Annotated in this window: 20 protein-coding genes; 6 read left to right on the top strand and 14 right to left on the bottom strand. The window is 63.5% G+C overall.

Annotation, left to right across the window (positions count from 1 at the left end; all coding sequences use genetic code 11):
• Positions 1-122: 122 nt before the first annotated feature.
• The 5 genes from MTX19_RS04745 to MTX19_RS04725 all read right to left on the bottom strand — a co-directional run bounded on the left by MTX19_RS04745 (position 123) and on the right by MTX19_RS04725 (position 3,234).
• Entirely contained in the window at positions 123-347 is a 225-nt protein-coding gene (locus MTX19_RS04745) for a hypothetical protein (RefSeq protein WP_280982636.1), read from the bottom strand.
• Positions 348-514: 167 nt separating this feature from the next.
• Positions 515-907 (bottom strand): hypothetical protein, encoded by a 393-nt coding sequence (locus tag MTX19_RS04740; protein ID WP_280982635.1) that lies wholly within the window; start codon positions 905-907, stop codon positions 515-517.
• A 301-nt stretch (positions 908-1,208) separates the two neighbouring features.
• Positions 1,209-2,123: a DMT family transporter gene (locus MTX19_RS04735; protein WP_280982634.1), complete on the bottom strand. Its 915-nt coding sequence runs from the start codon at positions 2,121-2,123 to the stop codon at positions 1,209-1,211.
• 90 nt (positions 2,124-2,213) lie between these two features.
• Positions 2,214-2,600, bottom strand: coding sequence for a hypothetical protein (locus tag MTX19_RS39195; protein WP_348638308.1), 387 nt, complete (start codon positions 2,598-2,600; stop codon positions 2,214-2,216).
• A 409-nt stretch (positions 2,601-3,009) separates the two neighbouring features.
• Positions 3,010-3,234 (bottom strand): hypothetical protein, encoded by a 225-nt coding sequence (locus tag MTX19_RS04725; RefSeq protein ID WP_280982633.1) that lies wholly within the window; start codon positions 3,232-3,234, stop codon positions 3,010-3,012.
• A gap of 180 nt (positions 3,235-3,414) precedes the next feature.
• On the opposite strand from MTX19_RS04725, the gene MTX19_RS04720 reads away from it, so the two are divergent.
• A complete protein-coding gene (locus tag MTX19_RS04720; protein WP_280982632.1) occupies positions 3,415-3,669 on the top strand; it encodes a hypothetical protein in 255 nt (84 codons plus the stop codon).
• 274 nt (positions 3,670-3,943) lie between these two features.
• On the top strand, positions 3,944-4,150 hold the full coding sequence (locus tag MTX19_RS04715) for a hypothetical protein (RefSeq protein WP_280982631.1): 207 nt from the start codon (positions 3,944-3,946) through the stop codon (positions 4,148-4,150).
• A gap of 315 nt (positions 4,151-4,465) precedes the next feature.
• Here MTX19_RS04715 and MTX19_RS04710 read toward each other — a convergent pair whose 3' ends face one another.
• Together MTX19_RS04710 and MTX19_RS04705 are read right to left on the bottom strand one after the other, a co-directional pair.
• Entirely contained in the window at positions 4,466-4,666 is a 201-nt protein-coding gene (locus MTX19_RS04710) for a hypothetical protein (protein WP_280974215.1), read from the bottom strand.
• The gene (locus MTX19_RS04705) at positions 4,620-4,808 is read right to left on the bottom strand and encodes a hypothetical protein (RefSeq protein ID WP_280982630.1); all 189 of its coding nucleotides are present in this window, start codon (positions 4,806-4,808) and stop codon (positions 4,620-4,622) included. The genes MTX19_RS04710 and MTX19_RS04705 overlap by 47 nt, the downstream gene beginning before the upstream one ends.
• A 178-nt stretch (positions 4,809-4,986) precedes the next feature.
• Here MTX19_RS04705 and MTX19_RS04700 point away from each other — a divergent pair, with 178 nt between their 5' ends.
• Positions 4,987-5,235, top strand: a complete 249-nt coding sequence (locus MTX19_RS04700; protein ID WP_280974217.1) for a hypothetical protein — start codon at positions 4,987-4,989, stop codon at positions 5,233-5,235.
• 45 nt (positions 5,236-5,280) lie between these two features.
• Here the strand turns inward: MTX19_RS04700 and MTX19_RS04695 are convergent, their stop codons facing one another.
• The 3 genes from MTX19_RS04695 to MTX19_RS04685 all read right to left on the bottom strand — a co-directional run bounded on the left by MTX19_RS04695 (position 5,281) and on the right by MTX19_RS04685 (position 7,412).
• Complete coding sequence (locus MTX19_RS04695) at positions 5,281-5,421, bottom strand: hypothetical protein (protein ID WP_280974218.1); 141 nt, start codon at positions 5,419-5,421, stop codon at positions 5,281-5,283.
• Positions 5,422-5,498: 77 nt separating this feature from the next.
• Positions 5,499-6,380, bottom strand: a complete 882-nt coding sequence (locus tag MTX19_RS04690) for a DMT family transporter (protein ID WP_280982629.1) — start codon at positions 6,378-6,380, stop codon at positions 5,499-5,501.
• A 222-nt stretch (positions 6,381-6,602) separates the two neighbouring features.
• Positions 6,603-7,412 carry a response regulator gene (locus MTX19_RS04685; protein ID WP_280982628.1) on the bottom strand — a complete coding sequence of 270 codons (810 nt, stop codon included), beginning with the start codon at positions 7,410-7,412 and terminating at the stop codon, positions 6,603-6,605.
• Between the two features lie 269 nt (positions 7,413-7,681).
• Between MTX19_RS04685 and MTX19_RS04680 the strand changes: the two genes are divergently transcribed.
• Positions 7,682-7,885, top strand: a complete 204-nt coding sequence (locus MTX19_RS04680) for a NepR family anti-sigma factor (protein ID WP_280974221.1) — start codon at positions 7,682-7,684, stop codon at positions 7,883-7,885.
• A complete protein-coding gene (locus tag MTX19_RS04675) occupies positions 7,885-8,433 on the top strand; it encodes a sigma-70 family RNA polymerase sigma factor (protein ID WP_066515735.1) in 549 nt (182 codons plus the stop codon). Before MTX19_RS04680 ends, MTX19_RS04675 begins: the two co-directional genes overlap by 1 nt.
• 193 nt (positions 8,434-8,626) lie before the next feature.
• Here MTX19_RS04675 and MTX19_RS04670 read toward each other — a convergent pair whose 3' ends face one another.
• Positions 8,627-11,530 carry an EAL domain-containing protein gene (locus MTX19_RS04670; protein WP_280982627.1) on the bottom strand — a complete coding sequence of 968 codons (2,904 nt, stop codon included), beginning with the start codon at positions 11,528-11,530 and terminating at the stop codon, positions 8,627-8,629.
• A 277-nt stretch (positions 11,531-11,807) separates the two neighbouring features.
• Here MTX19_RS04670 and MTX19_RS04665 point away from each other — a divergent pair, with 277 nt between their 5' ends.
• Positions 11,808-12,107, top strand: coding sequence for a methylamine utilization protein (locus MTX19_RS04665; RefSeq protein WP_280982626.1), 300 nt, complete (start codon positions 11,808-11,810; stop codon positions 12,105-12,107).
• Positions 12,108-12,134: 27 nt separating this feature from the next.
• Here MTX19_RS04665 and MTX19_RS04660 read toward each other — a convergent pair whose 3' ends face one another.
• The 3 genes from MTX19_RS04660 to MTX19_RS04650 all read right to left on the bottom strand — a co-directional run bounded on the left by MTX19_RS04660 (position 12,135) and on the right by MTX19_RS04650 (position 16,479).
• Positions 12,135-13,118, bottom strand: coding sequence for a hypothetical protein (locus MTX19_RS04660; RefSeq protein WP_280984695.1), 984 nt, complete (start codon positions 13,116-13,118; stop codon positions 12,135-12,137).
• Between the two features lie 478 nt (positions 13,119-13,596).
• A complete protein-coding gene (locus MTX19_RS04655; RefSeq protein WP_280984694.1) occupies positions 13,597-14,622 on the bottom strand; it encodes a cytochrome c peroxidase in 1,026 nt (341 codons plus the stop codon).
• Positions 14,623-14,814: 192 nt separating this feature from the next.
• Positions 14,815-16,479 (bottom strand): HWE histidine kinase domain-containing protein, encoded by a 1,665-nt coding sequence (locus MTX19_RS04650; RefSeq protein WP_280982625.1) that lies wholly within the window; start codon positions 16,477-16,479, stop codon positions 14,815-14,817.
• Positions 16,480-16,750: the final 271 nt, after the last annotated feature.

Raw genomic sequence — 16,750 nt, 5'->3', positions numbered from 1 at the left:
ACCTGCCACTAGGGCGTCAGGCCTGCACGACTTTACCGTCCGCTATCTGCCACGCTCGTCAGCCGTGACATCGGCGTCCACCGCATCTCGACCCAACACTCGTGACGATCGCGAAGCGCCCCTCAGGCGGGTGAGACGGGCAATTCATACACTGAGTTGCGCTTCTGAAAAACAGAAATATTTTTGCGTGAGGGGCTTGCGCCGTCGGGCAAATCAGTGCCAGGGGCGGCGTTCCATCCTCCACCGTCGTTCCGGCAGGGCAACTGCATATGCAGATCACGCTGCGCGTTCGATGCGTGCGGTTTGGTTGGTCTAACCGCAAACTCGTCATGCCCGGGCTTGTCCATGGCTTGTCCCGGCCATGACGACGCGGAAACAACGTTAGCCCCTGAGGCCAGTGATGCTTTATGCGATTGCCCCGGTCGTTCCGGGGCGCGCCATTTGGCGCGAGTCCGGACTGACAAGAGCGTGGATGCTGGCCGCGCCGACCGATCACGGATCAGCGCAATCGGCCTCAGGTCACGCAGCGGCCGGGTTGCAGGAGCTTGGCGACGTCAGTCAGCACGCTGACCACGGGCTCGCAAGCAACCTTGCGGGCCTCGCCGGGCCGGGCCGGAGCGGGCGCCACCGGGCGGTTGCGCGCTTCTTCCTTGGCCGCGGGAACACGGACCACGACGGAGGTGGCTGGAAGTCCGTCGAACTTCAACGCGATGGTCTTCGTCTTCTGACCGGCCACCGGCGCCGCAGCACGGTCGGCCTTGGCGGCGCGATTGACGGCGCTCTCGGGCGCCGGGGTCGTGGCGACCTGCTGGCCGCCGATCAGATCATGGCCCGACGCGAGCTGGACGGCTCCGAGCGTCAGGCCAACAGCAAGCACGCCGAAAATTCCCATATGAATCTGTGACATGGTGATGTCCCTCGCCCCGTGAAAAATTCCCTTAAAATTCCCTTGGCGATCCCGGGCACAACGCGAACAAAAGCTGGGGGGTTCTGGCCCCCCACAATCACTTAACCGTGTACAAAAAATATTTTCGCTCGCCCGGAACGAGTCCGGGGGTTTCTGCGTCATTTCGGCAGCCGGTTATTCCCCCTGCCCCATTGACCGGCGACGTAGGGCGCGATCGTGGTGATGCCGGTCGCGCCCTGCTTTTTTCTGCATTACCCGCGGCATAGAGCCGACTGATGCGCTCGCCTCTCGCGCGCCGCGGCTACTTCCGCAAGCTCGCCCAGACGCCGCCGAGGATCAGCGCGCCGCCGAGCACGTGGAGCGTGGTCGGCGGCTCGCCGAGGATGATCCATGACAGGATCGCGCTCGCGATCGGCGCGACGTAGAGCACCAGCGACGTCCGCACCGAGCCGAACTTGCCGCCGAGCCATGCGAAGCCGGCGTAGGCGAGCAGGCCGGGCACGAGACCGGCGAAGACGTAGGCCTCCAGCGCCCTGGCGTTGAAGACCTGTGTCGGTTCGATCCACATCTCGCGGATCGCAGGCGGCAGCGAGCACAGCGCGCCAGCCGCGGCGAACAGGCTGACGCGCGCCAGCAGCGAGGCACGCGGCGCGACGCGCGATTGCAGGAGGGTGTAGCCGGACCACCCGAGCATCGCGAACACGACCAGCAGGTCGCCCCATGCCGCCGCCGATTGGGTGAAGGTTTCCAGGTGACCGCCCGAGACGATCAGGAGCGCGCCGACGAGCGCAAGACCCGTCCCGAGCCACTGCAGCGGGCCGATATGCTCGATGCCGAGCGCTGCCGATATCAGGAGCACGACGATCGGCGACAGCGCCATGATCAGCGCGATGTGGATTGCCGTGGTCGTGATGCCGGCGACATAGACCGGGCCGCCGCAGAGGAACATGCCGAGAAAGCCCGCGGCGAGGATTGGCCAAGCGTTCTGCGCCAGCGGGATCTTGCCATCGCGGATCGCCGCGATCGCAAAGGGCGCCAGCCCGATGGCGATGATGCTCCAGCGGAAGAAGGCCAGCGAAAACGGCGGCACCGAGCCGGCAAGGCCGCGCGCCAGAACCTGGTTGGAGGCTTGCCCGGCGGCAACCAGGATGAAGCCGATCAGCGCGACCGCGTCCTCCCAGCCCGTAGCCGAGCGGCTCAGCGAAGCTTTCGGCAACTCCGCATCCATAACACGCCCCCCTCAGTCGGCGCGCAATCGACGAAGGTGGTTTGCGTCAGCGCCGTCGCCCGCCGAGACACCCGCCCGCTACTGCTCCGCAGCCTCGCGCTCCATGTCGCGGCCAGAGAGGTCCTCGCCATGCATGTTGGCATATTCGCGCGCCATCTCGCGCATGAGGAATTTGGCGGGCACGTCGTGATAGGTGCCGTGGTCGTTGACATACTGCATGTAGGCGCGCCCGGCACCGTCGAAGGGATGCAGCAGCGCGTCCGAATGGCCGTCGAAATCGAGCGGCTTGACGCCGAGCTTGGCGCACAGCGTATCGTTGAACGTCGGCGTCGCCTTGCGCCAGGCGCCGTCGACGAACACCTCGGTGAAGCCGTGCCAGGTGAAAAGGTCGGTCCCCATGCTCTGGCGCAGCTTCTCGGTGGTGAGGTGGTTGCGGACATCGGCGAAGCCGACACGGGCCGGAATGCCGTGGACGCGGCAGGCGGCGGCGTAGAGCGCCGCCTTGCCGACGCAATAGCGTTGCCGGCGGCGAGCACGCTGGAGGCCCGGTAACTCTCGGGCGTTCGCATGCTGACATAGGGGTTGTAGCGGATGCCGTCGCGCACCGCCTTGTACAACAGCCTCGCCTTGTCACGCGCGCTCGCACCGGCAGGGACGGCGGCACGGGCGAATTGCTCGACCGCGGGATGATCGCTGTCGATATATTCGCCGGGGTCGGTGTAGAGGCGGCTGATCGTATCGGGGAGCGTGTCGGCCATGCCGCAAACCCTTTGCCTTGATGCGTTTTCCTCGCGCGCGGTTTTCGCTTCGCTTGGCAACGCTATAGCAAGCCGCCTCGGCGCGGTTCAATGCAGCAATCGCACGCCTGCCCTGCTCAGTTCTTGAAGCGTTCGTCCCATCGGGGCGGCGGCCCGTAGCTGCGCCGCTTCGCCTTGAAGTATTCGCGCGCGAAATGAATGCCTATCCCGATCAGGAACGGCGGGGCGAGTGCGCCCGCAATCATCAGCGCGGTGATGGACTTCGGCGTCAGGATGTCCAGCACCATCGACGCCAGCAGCCACAAGGTGGCAGCAATCACTGCGACGTCGACGTGCTTCATTCCCTGGTCTTTCCTTGGTCTTGCCTTGGTCTTGGGCCCCAAACGGGTTCCATACTACCGACTGGTCCTGCACGAGCCAAGGATTCCGGCCAGCGGATCGCGCCGCCAGTCCTTCACATTTTCGGAACGATGCGCGAACGGGCAACGTTGGTCCGGATGAAACCGCAAGCGGAGCCCGCCATGGACGATTCCCGCGATATCCACAGCGGCACCAACGCACCGGTGAGTCAGCATGGGGTCAACGATCCGGTCGATGGGACCGACGTGAAGCGGACATTCGACGACAACCAGACCTCGCACGAACGCGCACAATGGGCGGCCGACGTCCGCGCCGACGCCTCGCCCAAGCGCAGCGAAGCGTTCCTCCCCGAGGCACTGCGGCGACGGCCGACCGACCCATTGAACCCACGCACCGGCCGGCACCCGACCGACTAGCTGTTTCGGCTCTGATCGACGCGTTCGTTTCGCGCGAAGAGATATCCACTTCGCTCGAAGATGCTCCAGAGCGCTACGTCGCGAACGTCCTCACCAGGAACAGGCCGCCGAACAGCGCGAGGATCGGCAGCGCAACCGACGCCGCGATGTAGTCCCCGGCGGTGCGGCACCGGTGCAGGCAAAGCCGATGCATAACGAGCGGCGTCGCTTGCAATCAATCGTCGCGCGAATAGGATCGCACGGGCAAGTCGATTGGAATTGATTAGGTCTTTTCATGTGGCACCGGATCGTTGTCGTTGTTTTGTTGATCGCAACTGCCACTCCGTCGTTCGCACAGAGCCGCGCGGTCGATGCATGGAGAAAGGAACTGGTAGCGCGCTTGGACGCCGCCAAGCGGCCGTCCACACCGCCCGATGGGAAGACCGCGACCGTCAAAGTCGGCTTCCGCCTCGACCGGACGGGCAAGCTGCTGCCGACCTAGCTAGTCGAGAACAGTGGAATTCTCGCGCTCGACAACGAAGCGCGTGCGATTGTCGAACGTGCGCAACCCCTTCCGCCACCGCCCGCAGAAATGGACGAGGATGCGCTCAAGTTCACCTTACCCTTTATCTTTCTGGCAAGGCCAGCAAGGCCGGATTGGGAACGTCCCGGATGGGAAGGCCCTTCGGGATGGGCACGCCCCAGATGGCTCGGCCCTCCCACGGAAAGCTCGAAGGATAGCGCGGAAGTCAGCGCCAACATACGTTCGATCTGCAGCGGCTGCTAAGCCGGCCCCTCCACGCGCAATCGCTCATGCCTATAGTGACAGCATCGCATTCAGCTCGGCTGCGGCCCGCAATTGCTCGATGCGCGAGATAAGCTGCTCACGCTTGGCGCCGGCCGGCAGCCGCACCAGTTCGCGCTCGAGCCGCACCCGATGCTCTTCCAGGCGTTGCTCGAATGTATGGGGCTCAGATCGCTTCCGTCTTTGAATCACTTTCTGCATCGTCTTCTGCATCGTCTACCTTTGGCGGTTGAAGACCGGGACTGTTGGCCCAGCGGTCCAATTGCTCGATGACCCGCGCGTGGCTCGGCCGCAGCGGCTTCGGCGCAGCCGGCTCCTCGGATAGCTTGCGGGGCAGCTTGAGCTTGTCGGCCATGACATCTCTCCGGAGTAGAAAGACGCGAGCACCAGATTCGTTCCGTTTGCATCCATGTAAATTATTGATTTTGCTTGGTAATTTTACTAAGTTAACTTTTTTGTCTGAGCTTGAGGAACCCGACGCAATTTGGTTCGTTCAGCAAATTGCTCAACTGACTAAGTTTGGGTGGTCAGCAATGAACGAGCTTCGTGCCGAACGTCTCCAGGTCATGCTTTCCCCCGAAGAACTGACGGCCGTCGACGATTTCCGATTCAGGCACCGCATGCCGACCCGCGCCGCGGCGGTCCGCGAGCTGCTCAGGCTCGGCTTGGCAAGCTCGGCCGTCGATGCCGCAGCCGGGGTGAAATCCAGCGAATATGGTGTGTTCGATCGAGGGCCTGAGGGGCACACGCAGACGGAAACGGACGCGCCCACAAAGGATTGACGGCGCGTTGTGCGGTCCGTGCCCAGAGCACGATGCGGCGCTGGCTCAAGCCCCGCTGAAGAGGTCCACGATTCCCTTCAGGATGCAGACCACCAGCGCCGACGTAAACATCGCCGTGCCGAGATCCGCGATATAAAGCAGCTGCGCCTTCTGCTCTTCATCAAGCTGCGCGAGTACCTTGCGCATGGCCAAGCTCCTTATCTTGCAGAGAACGCGCCCCAGCGACGTCGGTTCCCTTCAGACCCGGCAGGAGTGAGCGCGCGTCAGGCCCGCCGCAGCGCCAGTGTCACGCCGCCGAGGGTGAGCACCACGGCGCCGAGTTCGCGCAGGCCCAGAGGTTCGCCCAGGATGATCGCGGCGGAGACCACGCCGATGACGGGCACCAGCAGCATGCCGGTCGAGGCCGAGGTCGGCGGCAGACGGCGCAGGGTCTCGAACCAGGTGAGGTAGCAGATGCCCATCGGCATCAGCGTCATGTAGGCGAAGCAGCCAATGCCGAGCGGCGTGATCGCCGTGTAGGTCGGGTGCTCGAACAGCACGCCCAGCGCCAGCATCACCAGGCAACCAATGCCGACCTGCCAGGCGACCACGGTGAGCGGCGGCATCGGCAACGGCTTGCCGTTCAGCACGTTGCCGAGCGCGAACAGGATCGCGCAGGAGAGCGCGAGCGCAATGCCGGTCAGCTTGCCGGCGGTGAAGGCAAAGCCGGCTCCGCCGAGCAGCAACGCGACACCGGCGACGCCCAGCACCAGCGCAGCAAGGTCGCGCAGCGTCGGGCGGAGGTGCAGGACCGGCCAGGCGAACAGCATCGCCCAGATCGGCATCGTGTAGGCCAGCAGCGCACCCTCGCCGACGGTGACGAACTTCATCGCGACGGTGCCGAAGCCCATCCAGGCGAAGACGTTGGTGAACGACGCGAACAGCAGCCGCGGGATCGCTTCGCGGGCTACCGCGAGCGACTGCCCGCGGACCAGTGCGAGGAGCCCAAGGATCGCCGCCGCGCAAGTCCCGGCCAACCCGCGTGCGAACAGCGGCGGCCATTGCTGCAGCAACAGCTTCATCAGCGGCCAGTTCAGCGCCCAGCCGGAGGCCGTCACCACCAGGCAGAGAAAACCGATCGATCTGTCGCGCCGCGTTGTGTCCATGGCATGCGCTTAGCAGGCGGACACGTGAGGCTCCACCGCCTGCGCCGCATGTCGGGCCGCGCGAAACGCGCACGGAGGTCGCCTGGAGCATGATCCGGACCCGGAGGGCCGCGCTAGCGCAAAGTGTGAAGCGGTTTCCCGAAAAGATCATGCTCTAAAGAAAAACGGCGCACCTTTCGGCGCGCCGGTACCAGGTTCTGCCAGCCTATCTGAATCAGGACATCATGCCGACGCCGCGCGCGCCGTGCGGTTGCGCGAGTTGCGCTGGAAGAACAGCGCCTGGCTCGCGACCGCCGACACCATCGCCGGCTGGAACGGCTTTGAGATCAGGAACGCCGGCTCCGGCCGCTCGCCGGTCAGGAAGCGCTCGGGATAGGCGGTGATGAACACCACCGGCACCTCAAAGGTGCGCAGCAGCTCGTTCACCGCATCGAGGCCCGACGAGCCGTCGGCGAGTTGGATGTCGGCGAGGATCAGGCCGGGCTTCTTGTTCTTGGCGAGCGCCACCGCATCCGAATGGGTGCGGGCGACGCCGATGACGTTGTGGCCGAGATTCTTCACCAGGCTCTCGAGGTCCATCGCGATGAAGGTCTCATCCTCGATGATCAGCACGTCGGTGGCGATCTCGGCGGCCATTTCGCGGCCGGCGGCGTCGGTGAGCTTGCGCGTCTCCGCGATGTCGGTACCGAGGATATAACCCACCTCCTCTTCCGAGAAGCCTTCCAGCGAAAGCAGCAGGAAGGCCTGGCGCGGCAACGGCGTGATATTGGAGAGCCTGCGCTCCGGCGGCAGCGACAACGTCGCCACATCGGCGTTGTCGTTGTTCACGGACACTGAATTCCATATCTGGGTGAACAGCCGGAACAGCCCGGCGCGCGGGCCGTGCGTCTGATCCAGCAATGATCCATCCTGCAGCAGGGCCTCGAGCATGGCCCCGACATAGGCGTCTCCGGACGCCTGGTTTCCTGTCAGCGCGCGCGCATAGCGCCGCAACAACGGAAGATGTTCAGCAACGACCTGCGATCGGGACATTCCCACTCCATCCTTGTTCTTGAGCCTATCGGCCTGAAACACGTTGTCCTGGGGTGACGTATCAAGCTCCTAAGGCGACCCCTGTTCCCCCGCATGCCGGACTACGCGCGAAAGGCGAAAAAGTTCCGTGAAATAGTTCCAGCATTTCGGAACTTTCTGCGCAACTTTGCATTAGCTCCGAACCGACGAGGTGACGCGGCCAACCTCTGTGTTCGAGGAAACGACTTGGAAATCAGAGACTTAACTCCCGGGGAAGCGTGGATCAGATCATGAAGGAAGTAAAGAAGCAGGGCGGTCTCAACGCCGAGATTCAATCAAGAATCGGCCACCAGCTTCGCGCCATGTACGACGACGTGGTGCGACAGGGGGTGCCCGACCGCTTTGCGGAATTGATCCGCAAACTCGACGGGCCTGAGGCTGCTGCGGCGGCCGTTGCCGGGGGCGATGCTGACAAGAACAATGGAGGGGACTAATGCCTCTCACGAATGAACTTCGCGACGACATCTTGGCGTCCGTGCCGAGCCTGCGCGCGTTCGCGATCTCGCTTTCCGGTAATGGCGATCGCGCCGACGATCTGGTGCAGGAGACCCTGCTGCGCGCGATCGCCAACATCGACTCGTTCCAACCGGGCTCGAACCTGCCGGCGTGGCTGTTCACCATCCTGCGCAACCTGTTTCGCTCCGACTACCGGAAGCGGCGACGCGAGGTGGAGGACGCCGAAGGCAACTATGCCAAGACGCTGAAGAGCCAGCCGTCGCAGGCCGCGCATCTGGAGTTCGAGGAATTCCGCGCCGCGCTCGACAAGCTGCCGCAGGACCAGCGCGAGGCATTGATCCTGGTCGGCGCCTCGGGCTTCTCCTACGAGGATGCCGCGGCGATCTGCGGCTGCGCGGTTGGCACCATCAAGAGCCGCGTCAACCGTGCGCGCTCGAAACTGAGCGCCCTGCTCTATGTCGACAGCGCCGAGGATTTCGGCCCCGACAACACCGTGCGCGCCGTGATCGGCGGCAATGGTGGCTAGGCGCGAGACATGCGGATGAGGAAAGGCGGCCCGACCGGGCCGCCTTTTCGTTTGGGGTGCAAGAGGGACTCGGCGAGCGCGGTCACGCGCCGCTAAAGCGCGATGAGATTGGGTTGAATCGTCATCGCGCTTTAGCCTCTTGTTTGAGCATGATCTTTTCGGAAAACCGCTTCACACTTTTCCGGATCATGCTCTAGCTCGCCATCGCACTCCTGAACGCGTCTGCCTTGAAGCCGTTTCTCAGCTCCAGAATCTTCGCCGCGATTTCGGTCACCGGGACCGGAGGACTGAAGAGGAAGCCCTGGGCCTCGTTGCAGCCTTCAGCTCTCATATGGTCCAGTTGCTCGACCGTCTCGACCCCCTCGGCGATGGTCGTCATGCCGAGGCTTCTGCCGAGGCTGATGACGGCGCGGACGATCGATTTCGACCCATGGGTCGCCGTCGCGTCCCGGACGAACGACTTGTCGATCTTGAGCTTGTCGAACGGAAAGCTGCGCAGATAGCTCAGCGACGAGTAGCCGGTGCCGAAATCGTCCAATGCGATGCGCAGCCCCTGCGCCTTCAGCTCGTGGAGCATCGCAATCGTCTCGCTGCTGTTTGCCAGGAAGATGGATTCGGTGATCTCGAGCTCAAGCCGGCGCGGCGACAGCTTTGAAGCTGCGAGTGCGCCGGAAATGATGTCGATCAGCCCCGGATCGCGAAACTGGGCCGCAGAGACATTGACCGCAAGCTTCATCTCGCTCGGCCAGGTGACCGCCTGTTCGCAGGCACGATTGAGCACCCATTCTCCGAGCTTGACGATAAGCCCGATCTCTTCCGCGATCGGGATGAACTGGTCGGGCGGCACGAGTCCGCGCTTGGGATGATGCCAGCGCAGCAAAGCCTCGAAGCCGCAGATGCGGTCGAGATGCAGATCATAGAGAGGCTGATAGAACAGCGCGAACTCGTCCTTGGCCATCGCCTCGCGAAGATCCAGCTCGAGCGCGCGGCGCCGCTGCAGGCTCGCGTCCATCGCAGGCTCGAAGAACCGCCAGGTTCCCCTGCCTTCCATCTTGGCGCGGTACAACGCCACGTCGGCGTTCTTCAAGAGCTTCTCGCCGGTCGTGCCGTCGCCCGGCGACACCGACATTCCGACGCTGCACCCGACGACGACGCGATGCCCGCTCACCTCGTACGGCGCTGCGACACATTCGACGATACGGCGCGCAAGACGCTCGGTGTCCTCGGGGTTCTGGATGCCGCATTGTATGACCGCGAACTCGTCGCCGCCCAAGCGCGCGACGGTGTCGACCTCGCGGACGCACGCATTCAGGCGGTCCGCGACCGCGCACAGCAATTCGTCACCCACCGGGTGCCCGAGTGTGTCGTTGACCTGCTTGAAGTTGTCGAGATCCAGGCAGAACACGGCAAAGCCGAGGCCCCGGCCGGCCTGCGCAACCGCCTGCTCAATCCGTTCGGCGAGCAAGGTTCGATTCGGCAGCTTGGTCAAAGCATCATGCCGGGCCATGAACGCGATTTGCGACTCCGCCCTTTGTTGCTCGGTCACGTCCTCACAGGTGACAAGCCACCCGCCGTCGGATGTCGGTCGCTGCGCGATCGAAATGATGCGCCCGTCGCTCAGATGCTGGAGATAGTTGCCTCCCTCGCGCGCGTTGATCGACCGCTCGCGCTCCGCCAGCAGATCGGCCACGGTCCGCGTGCCATGATTGCCCGCGGCAACACTCATCTCGAGGATGTCTTCCAGCGTCATCCCCGGCACGATCAATTCGGGCGAAACATCAAAGATCTCGCAGAAGCGCGGGTTGACGACCTGCAGCCGTCCGTCACTGTCGTAGAGGCACAGGCCCTGCGACATGTGCGTCAGCGCCGCATCGAGCCGCAGATTGGTCGCGTGCAGCTCCGCCTTTTGCTGCTTCAGCGTGGTGATGTCGCTGTAGACAAGGACGACGCCGCCTTCCTGGGTCTCGCTCCGGCTCACGCGCAACCATCGTCCATCGGAAAGCTGGGCCTCACTCGCGAATCCATTGACCTCGCCGTCGGCCGGCGCCGCGGCATCGAGTCGATTCGAGCGCAGAAGCCGCGGGGAGAGGCGGATGAACTCGCTTGCGCGCGAATTCGCCAGAGCGATTTCGCCGTCCGCGCCCAGAAGCACGACGCCTTCATGCGACGTTTCCAGCGCATCGGACAGCCTGGCCTGTGCCGACCGGCGTTGCGACACTTCCTGATCGACCGTCCTTCTGATGTTGTCCCGCATGGTTTCCATTGCGGTCAGAAGCGTGCCGAGTTCGTCGGTGCCGCCCTTGGGGATCGTTGCGTCGAGATCGCCGCCGGCGATGCGCCTTGCCGCCTTCGACGCAATGGCGACCGGTCCAATGATGCGGCGCGCCAGCAACCACGAAAAGAGCGCGGACAGAAACAGCGCAGCGGTCAGCCCTGCCACGTTGAGCTGCAGATCCCGCTTGATCGTCGAGAGTGCCCGCTGCCGAAACAGAAAGCCGTCGCCTGCCGTATAGTTGACCAGCAGTTCAACCTGCTGACTGACGATCTCGGCGTATCGGTCGACGTCGCCGACAGACGTGCCCGGTGCATGTGGCCCGGCAGCAGCGGCTTCCTGCGAAGACGATTCGACGGCGCGACGATGCAGCGCCATCCAGGCGTCGGCGGCTTCCTGAACCTTGGCGGCGGCTTTCGCGGCCCGGGACGACTGCGACCGATCGGCAGCGACGGTCAGATCTTCCGAAAGCGTCTTCGCGAGCGCTTCGATCTGGCGGTCGAGCCTGGCGCGGGCCGTCGGGTCGATGGTCAACAGGCGTTGTGACGATGCCACCCGCATTGCGGCGAAATCCGCGCCCGCAGCGCGGGCGTAGTTGATCGACATCAACGACTTGTCGAACGTCCTGGCCACCAGATCGCCGGCATGGCGGATTCCAAGCACGGAGTATCCCCCGAGCGCCACCGCAATGGCGCTCATCGCAAGGGAGAAAATGAGAATTTGAGTACGAATTGAGCCTTTGGTCAAAGCGACACGCGACAGGCAGCCGGCAACAAACCGAAACACCGCAACACTTCCCGTTTTCAGGCTCAAGAGAAGGTCCATGTCCGTGTCCGGCTGCAGTGTACGTTACTCGAGCCACGCAGAACACCTGACGCAGCGGAAAGAAACTGCTTGCGTAAATTGCGCTAGTTGTGACTACAACTCATGCCAAAATCGTTAAGATCAACTGCCGATAATCATCATGACAAAGTAACCCTGAAGGCACCATTTACGCCGTAGGATGTCTGATGTCCGACTTTCGAGCGGGGGTCAAATGCAGTCAGGCTGGTTGTGCGCTTTGCGACTGGGCAGGTTCGGCCGCGTGGAGATTGCGGCCGCGATGATCGCGGGAGCGCTGGCAGGAACGGCCTTGGGCGCGAGCCCCTATGCCATCTCACAGAAGGATCGGGAGTTCAGACCCGCGGAGATCTCGATCAGGCGTGGCGAGACTTTACGGTTCATTAACGACGACGGCGAACTGCTGCATCACGCTTATTTGAGCTCGGACAAGTTCAGCTTCGATTCCGGCGATCAGCAGCCGGGCAGCAAATATGACGTCGCCTTTCCCGTATCCGGTGACTACACGGTGTTATGCGGCATTCATCCGAAAATGAAGCTCACCGTCCACGTCGCCAGGTAGTGGTCTCGGGCAGCGATCCCGGCGGTCCTACAATATCGATGTCTTGAACAGCGCGGCGTGACCGGCATAGTAGACGAACAGCGTCACGGTCAGCGCCGCGCACAGGCTGACGGGCGCAAGCCACGCCGCACGAACATCGCGCGCGGACGTGCGGTTGTCACAGACGATTGCGAGCAGGACGGCCACGATCGCCGAGTGCCCGATCGCGTCGATCTTTCCGAATTCGAAGCATGCGCCGATGAACATCCCGGTAAGCACCACGGCCGCGCAGCGCCGGATCAGCGGCGTCCACAGCAGCGCGAAGGCGAGCGTGAATTCCACCATGCCCGCAGCGCGCATGTAGAATTCGTTGTCGAAGCCGAACGTGATGGTGGCGTGCTCGATGAGCAGCGGGAAGCTCCATTCCGGGTAGGCCCATTTTTCGATGGAGGCCCACATCAACGTCACGCCGGCCGAACACCTGACCACGTCGAGCGGCGAAATTCCGAACAGGTCCTTCTTGAGCCCGACAAGCGCCAGGTAGGCAGCGATCCCGAGAAAGATCGGATAGTCGGCAAGGTGAAAGATGCCGTAGTCGCGCACGCCGATCCCGAACAGGATCGCGATCCCGGCTGCAGACAGCGGCAGCGTGCGTCGCGACAGCATGCCGGCGGCGATGCCAAGCTGCAGCATGCCCACGAGGGGCGACGTCGTCTTCAGCTCAGGGGTCAGCAGGATTCCGCCGACGGCCCAGATCGAGATGAAGAAGAAAGCACAGACAGCGCGGATCATCGTCTCCGTGCGCAGCCGCAGCGGCTCGGTGATCCGGTCGAGGACGCGGATCGTTGCCGCGCCCAGAGCAGTTGGCTCGATCAGGCAGCCGGCGAAGAGCCAGAAGACGGCAACGCCCAGCAGCAGTTCGAAATCCTGGCACAGGACATTTTCGAGACCGCGGGGCTGCCCGGCGACGTTATAGGCACAAAACCATTTGACATGCGCATCGGCCTCTCGTGCCGCGATGACGCAAAACAAAATCCCGAGAATGCACTTGGCGAAGACGGAGCGCCCACGCGGTGCCGAATTGGCACCCCGCTCCCATCCACTGAACATTTCAACTACCGCCCACCTTTAACGATCTGTTCATCTTACATCAAATTTTAACAATTTTTGCGGGCCAACACTCATTGGTTGTTTCGTGGTTAACGATGAACAGGCAGGCGCCTTTACGCCGCTTTCCGCCGATTGTCTCGGATTTTAGCTAATTCCGGCACGGAGCCTCAATTCGACCTGTCGTAGTGAAAGCGCAGACAAGGCGGACAGGGAGCCGATGCATGCTCGGAGCGTTGAGTGTCGTGAGTGTCGGGGTGGGCTCGGTGCTCGCCCTCGGAGCAAAACGGTATCCGGAGCGGACCGATGCCCTGGAGACCTGCGCGGGCGCGCTTCTGATCGTGGGTCTAGGCCTGTTGGGGTGCGTCCTGCCGAGCGTGTCCTGACACGCGTCAGTCGGCCGTCATCGCGGCAGCCTTGGCGCCACGGACGCTGGCGCGGATGCGGTCAGCGTCTGAAGAAAGGCGATGAGGTCCTTCTTCTCGCTGGCTGTCAGGGACAGCGGCTTGATGTCCGGAGACCGGCTCGGCCGATCGATTCCGCCCTTGTTGTACAGCTCTATGACGTCTTCCAGAGTCGCGACCGATCCGTCGTGCATGTAGGGCCCGCGACGCGCAACGTCGCGCAATGTCGGCGTCTTGAACGCGTATCGCAGCTTGACGGAGGTCGGAAAGAAACTGCCCCGCCCGATGTCCTTGCCCTTCGCGGTACCGATGTCCTGAAAGGATCCGTCCGAGAAGGACGGGCCGCTGTGACAGGACGAGCAACGTGCCTTGCCGTTGAAAATTCGAAAACCGTGCTGCGCCGACGCGCTGATGGCGGTGTCGTCTCCCTTGATCCACCGGTCGAACGGCGCCTCGCCGGCCAGGATCGAGCGCTCAAACGTCGCCAGTGACGCTTCGATTCGCGGCCGCGTGATCGCGCCGTCGCCAAAGGCACGGGCGAACGCGTCGACGTAACCGGGGATCGCCGAGAGGCGGGCGATCAATTCCGGCTCCGTCATGTTCATGTTGGCGGGGCTCTCGATAGGTCCGAACGCAACGGACTCGAGAGTCTTGAACTTGCCGTCCCATCCCAGGGGCTCGGTGAAGGCCACGTCGATCAGGGTTGGTGCGCGAAGCGGCAGCCCTTTGGGATCCTCCCCGATGGCGCGCGGAAGGCCGTCGGCCCAGGAGAGGGCTGGGTTGTGGCACGACGCGCATGAGTGCGTCTTCGACCGCGAAAGCAGCGGGTCAAAGAATAGCATTTCTCCGAGATCGGATTTCGCCTTGGAATAGGGGTTGCTGCTTGGGAAGGGAACGGCGTCCGGCCGGCGATAGCTGGCACGGACCTTCGCAAGCTCGTCCGGCGTCTCCGTCCCGGTCAAGGCGAACGACAGCCCCGCCGGCAAAATTGCCGCCAGCAAGGTCAGGCTGACCCAAAGCCTCATCGGGGTCCTCAGACGGTATCCTGCTCCATATGCCCCAAGCATGCTCAATGAAGGTTTAACAATGAGTTGCAAAACCGGGAGTGCGACGGGTGTCCGGCGGGAAAGTTCCGAGGACCTCATAACGGCATCGCCGCAACGCGGAATGAGCCCCCGCCAGCCCATGATTGCGGCATTGCAGGATGCCGCCGGCCGCTACTTTGCCTTGACGGGGCGAACCGGGGCGGAGAACTGCTCGGTACGGTCGCGCTCGGTCATGTCGACGACGGTGCCCATCGGCGCGATCAGCTCATAGACATAGGAGACGTCGGTGAAATAGCGCTTCGCGGTGCCGCCGAGCGCCTCGGGCGCGACGCGGTCGAGCAGGATCAGGCCGAAGTCGCTGTCTGACCGCCGCGTGGCCTCGCTGGTGTTGAACTCCTCCCAGCGGAAATGGAAGATCGCGTCCGCGCCGTCGCCGTTGACTTCCCAATTGGCGACGATGTGCGGGTGCTTGCCGACCAACGACAGGCCCTCGTCGGAATGCGAGGCGAGCTCGAAGAACAACAGCGACAGCGATTGCGCCGCGCGGGCGCTGACGGTGATGTCGGGGCCGTTCACCGCGATACGGTCGGCATGCGGGATCGATCGCGATTCGAATAGGCCCCTCAGCTTGACGCCCTGCCATTGGCTCTCGCTGAGCAGCGTCACGACATTCGACATTGCGTGGATCCGGCCGATCAGAAGCTCGCGCGCGACCTCGATGTCGGAACCGTGGCGCAGCGTGCGCGTCACGATCGACTGGATCACCGCGAGGATGTTCTTGACGCGATGGTTGAGCTCGTCGATGACGGCCGTCAGCCGGCGCTCGAAGCCGATCCGGACTTCGATCTCGCGGCTCAGACGCAGGTTGTTGTAGGCGACATAGCCGAACAGGCCGCAGACGATACCGGTCAGCGCCAGTCCGATCGCGGCGACGATCGTCGCGGTCTGCTGCGCGCGCATCGTGGCGTTGCTCTTGGCGTAGTAGTCCAGCGACCAGTCGCGGCCGCCGAAGGTCACCGTGCGGACTATCGACGGCGCCGGCCCTTCCTGGCGCACCGCGCGCGAGGTGACGACGCCCTGCTCGTTGGCGGTGAACTCATCGTTGGAATCGCGTGGATCCTTCAGCGCCACCGAAAACAGCGAAGCGTCGTCGTTGGTCAGCATCAGCGACGCCAGTTCGTACGAGAACGTGATGAAGCCGGCCGGCTCCGACGCATGCTCCTGGAACACCGGCGCCGCGAGCACGACGCCAACCGGGCCATTCTGTCGCAGCAGCGGGATCGGGTCCGACGCAACCGGCTTGGCCTCCGCCATCGCCCGGGCGAGCATCGGACCGACCACCGAGTGGCGATCGAAGGCGCGGCCCGGGATGCTGAGGGTTTCCTGGTTGCGCGGCTCGACATCCATCAGCACGTTGATCGGCCTGTCGAGCGCCTTGAGATCAAGCGGCTGATCGTCGAAGTCGCGGATCGACGGGTTGGTGAAGCCCGCGGCTTTCAACTCTGCCTCCGCCGCCGACAGCTCATTCGGCTTGAGCCGCGCAATCCAGGCGGCGACAACGAAATCGGTCTTGAAGGCGTAGATCGCCGAGCGCAGCGGCTGCAGCATATTGGCCTTCACCGTCGACGGAGAGCGGAACAGGCCCGAAGCCACCCGCGCCAGCAGCTCACGCTCGGTCAGGCGGTCCTGCACCAGGCTGGCGTGGACGTCGATCGCCCGCGCCAGTGCGATGCTGTCGAGCGCGAGCTCCTGATCGTGCACCCGATAGGCCGCGAGACCGGAAAGCAGCACTCCGATCAGCGCGATCAAGGCAACGATAAAGCCCAGCCGGACCACTCGCTTACTCGGCAATCAGGGGGTGGCAAAAGCGGATGGAATTCATCTGAGATCTGCGGGGCGGCAACAAATCAAGGTGTGATGAACGCCAACCGCAGCGGAATATGGAATAGCGATCATCGGTACGCAACAAGAGCTGCTCGGCAACATTAACGCCCACGGCACCTGGCTGATCTGAGGCGACGCTAGAGCATGCTAATCGGTGAACTGGGAAATTGTTCCGGCGATTGCGCAGCTTTTTTGCGGCGCACCTCCCGCGGCAACGTCACGT

The organism is Bradyrhizobium sp. ISRA464, assembly GCF_029910095.1.
Classification (GTDB): domain Bacteria; phylum Pseudomonadota; class Alphaproteobacteria; order Rhizobiales; family Xanthobacteraceae; genus Bradyrhizobium.
Note: the sequence above shows the minus strand (reverse complement) of the source record. Positions and strands in the feature narration are given on the sequence as shown.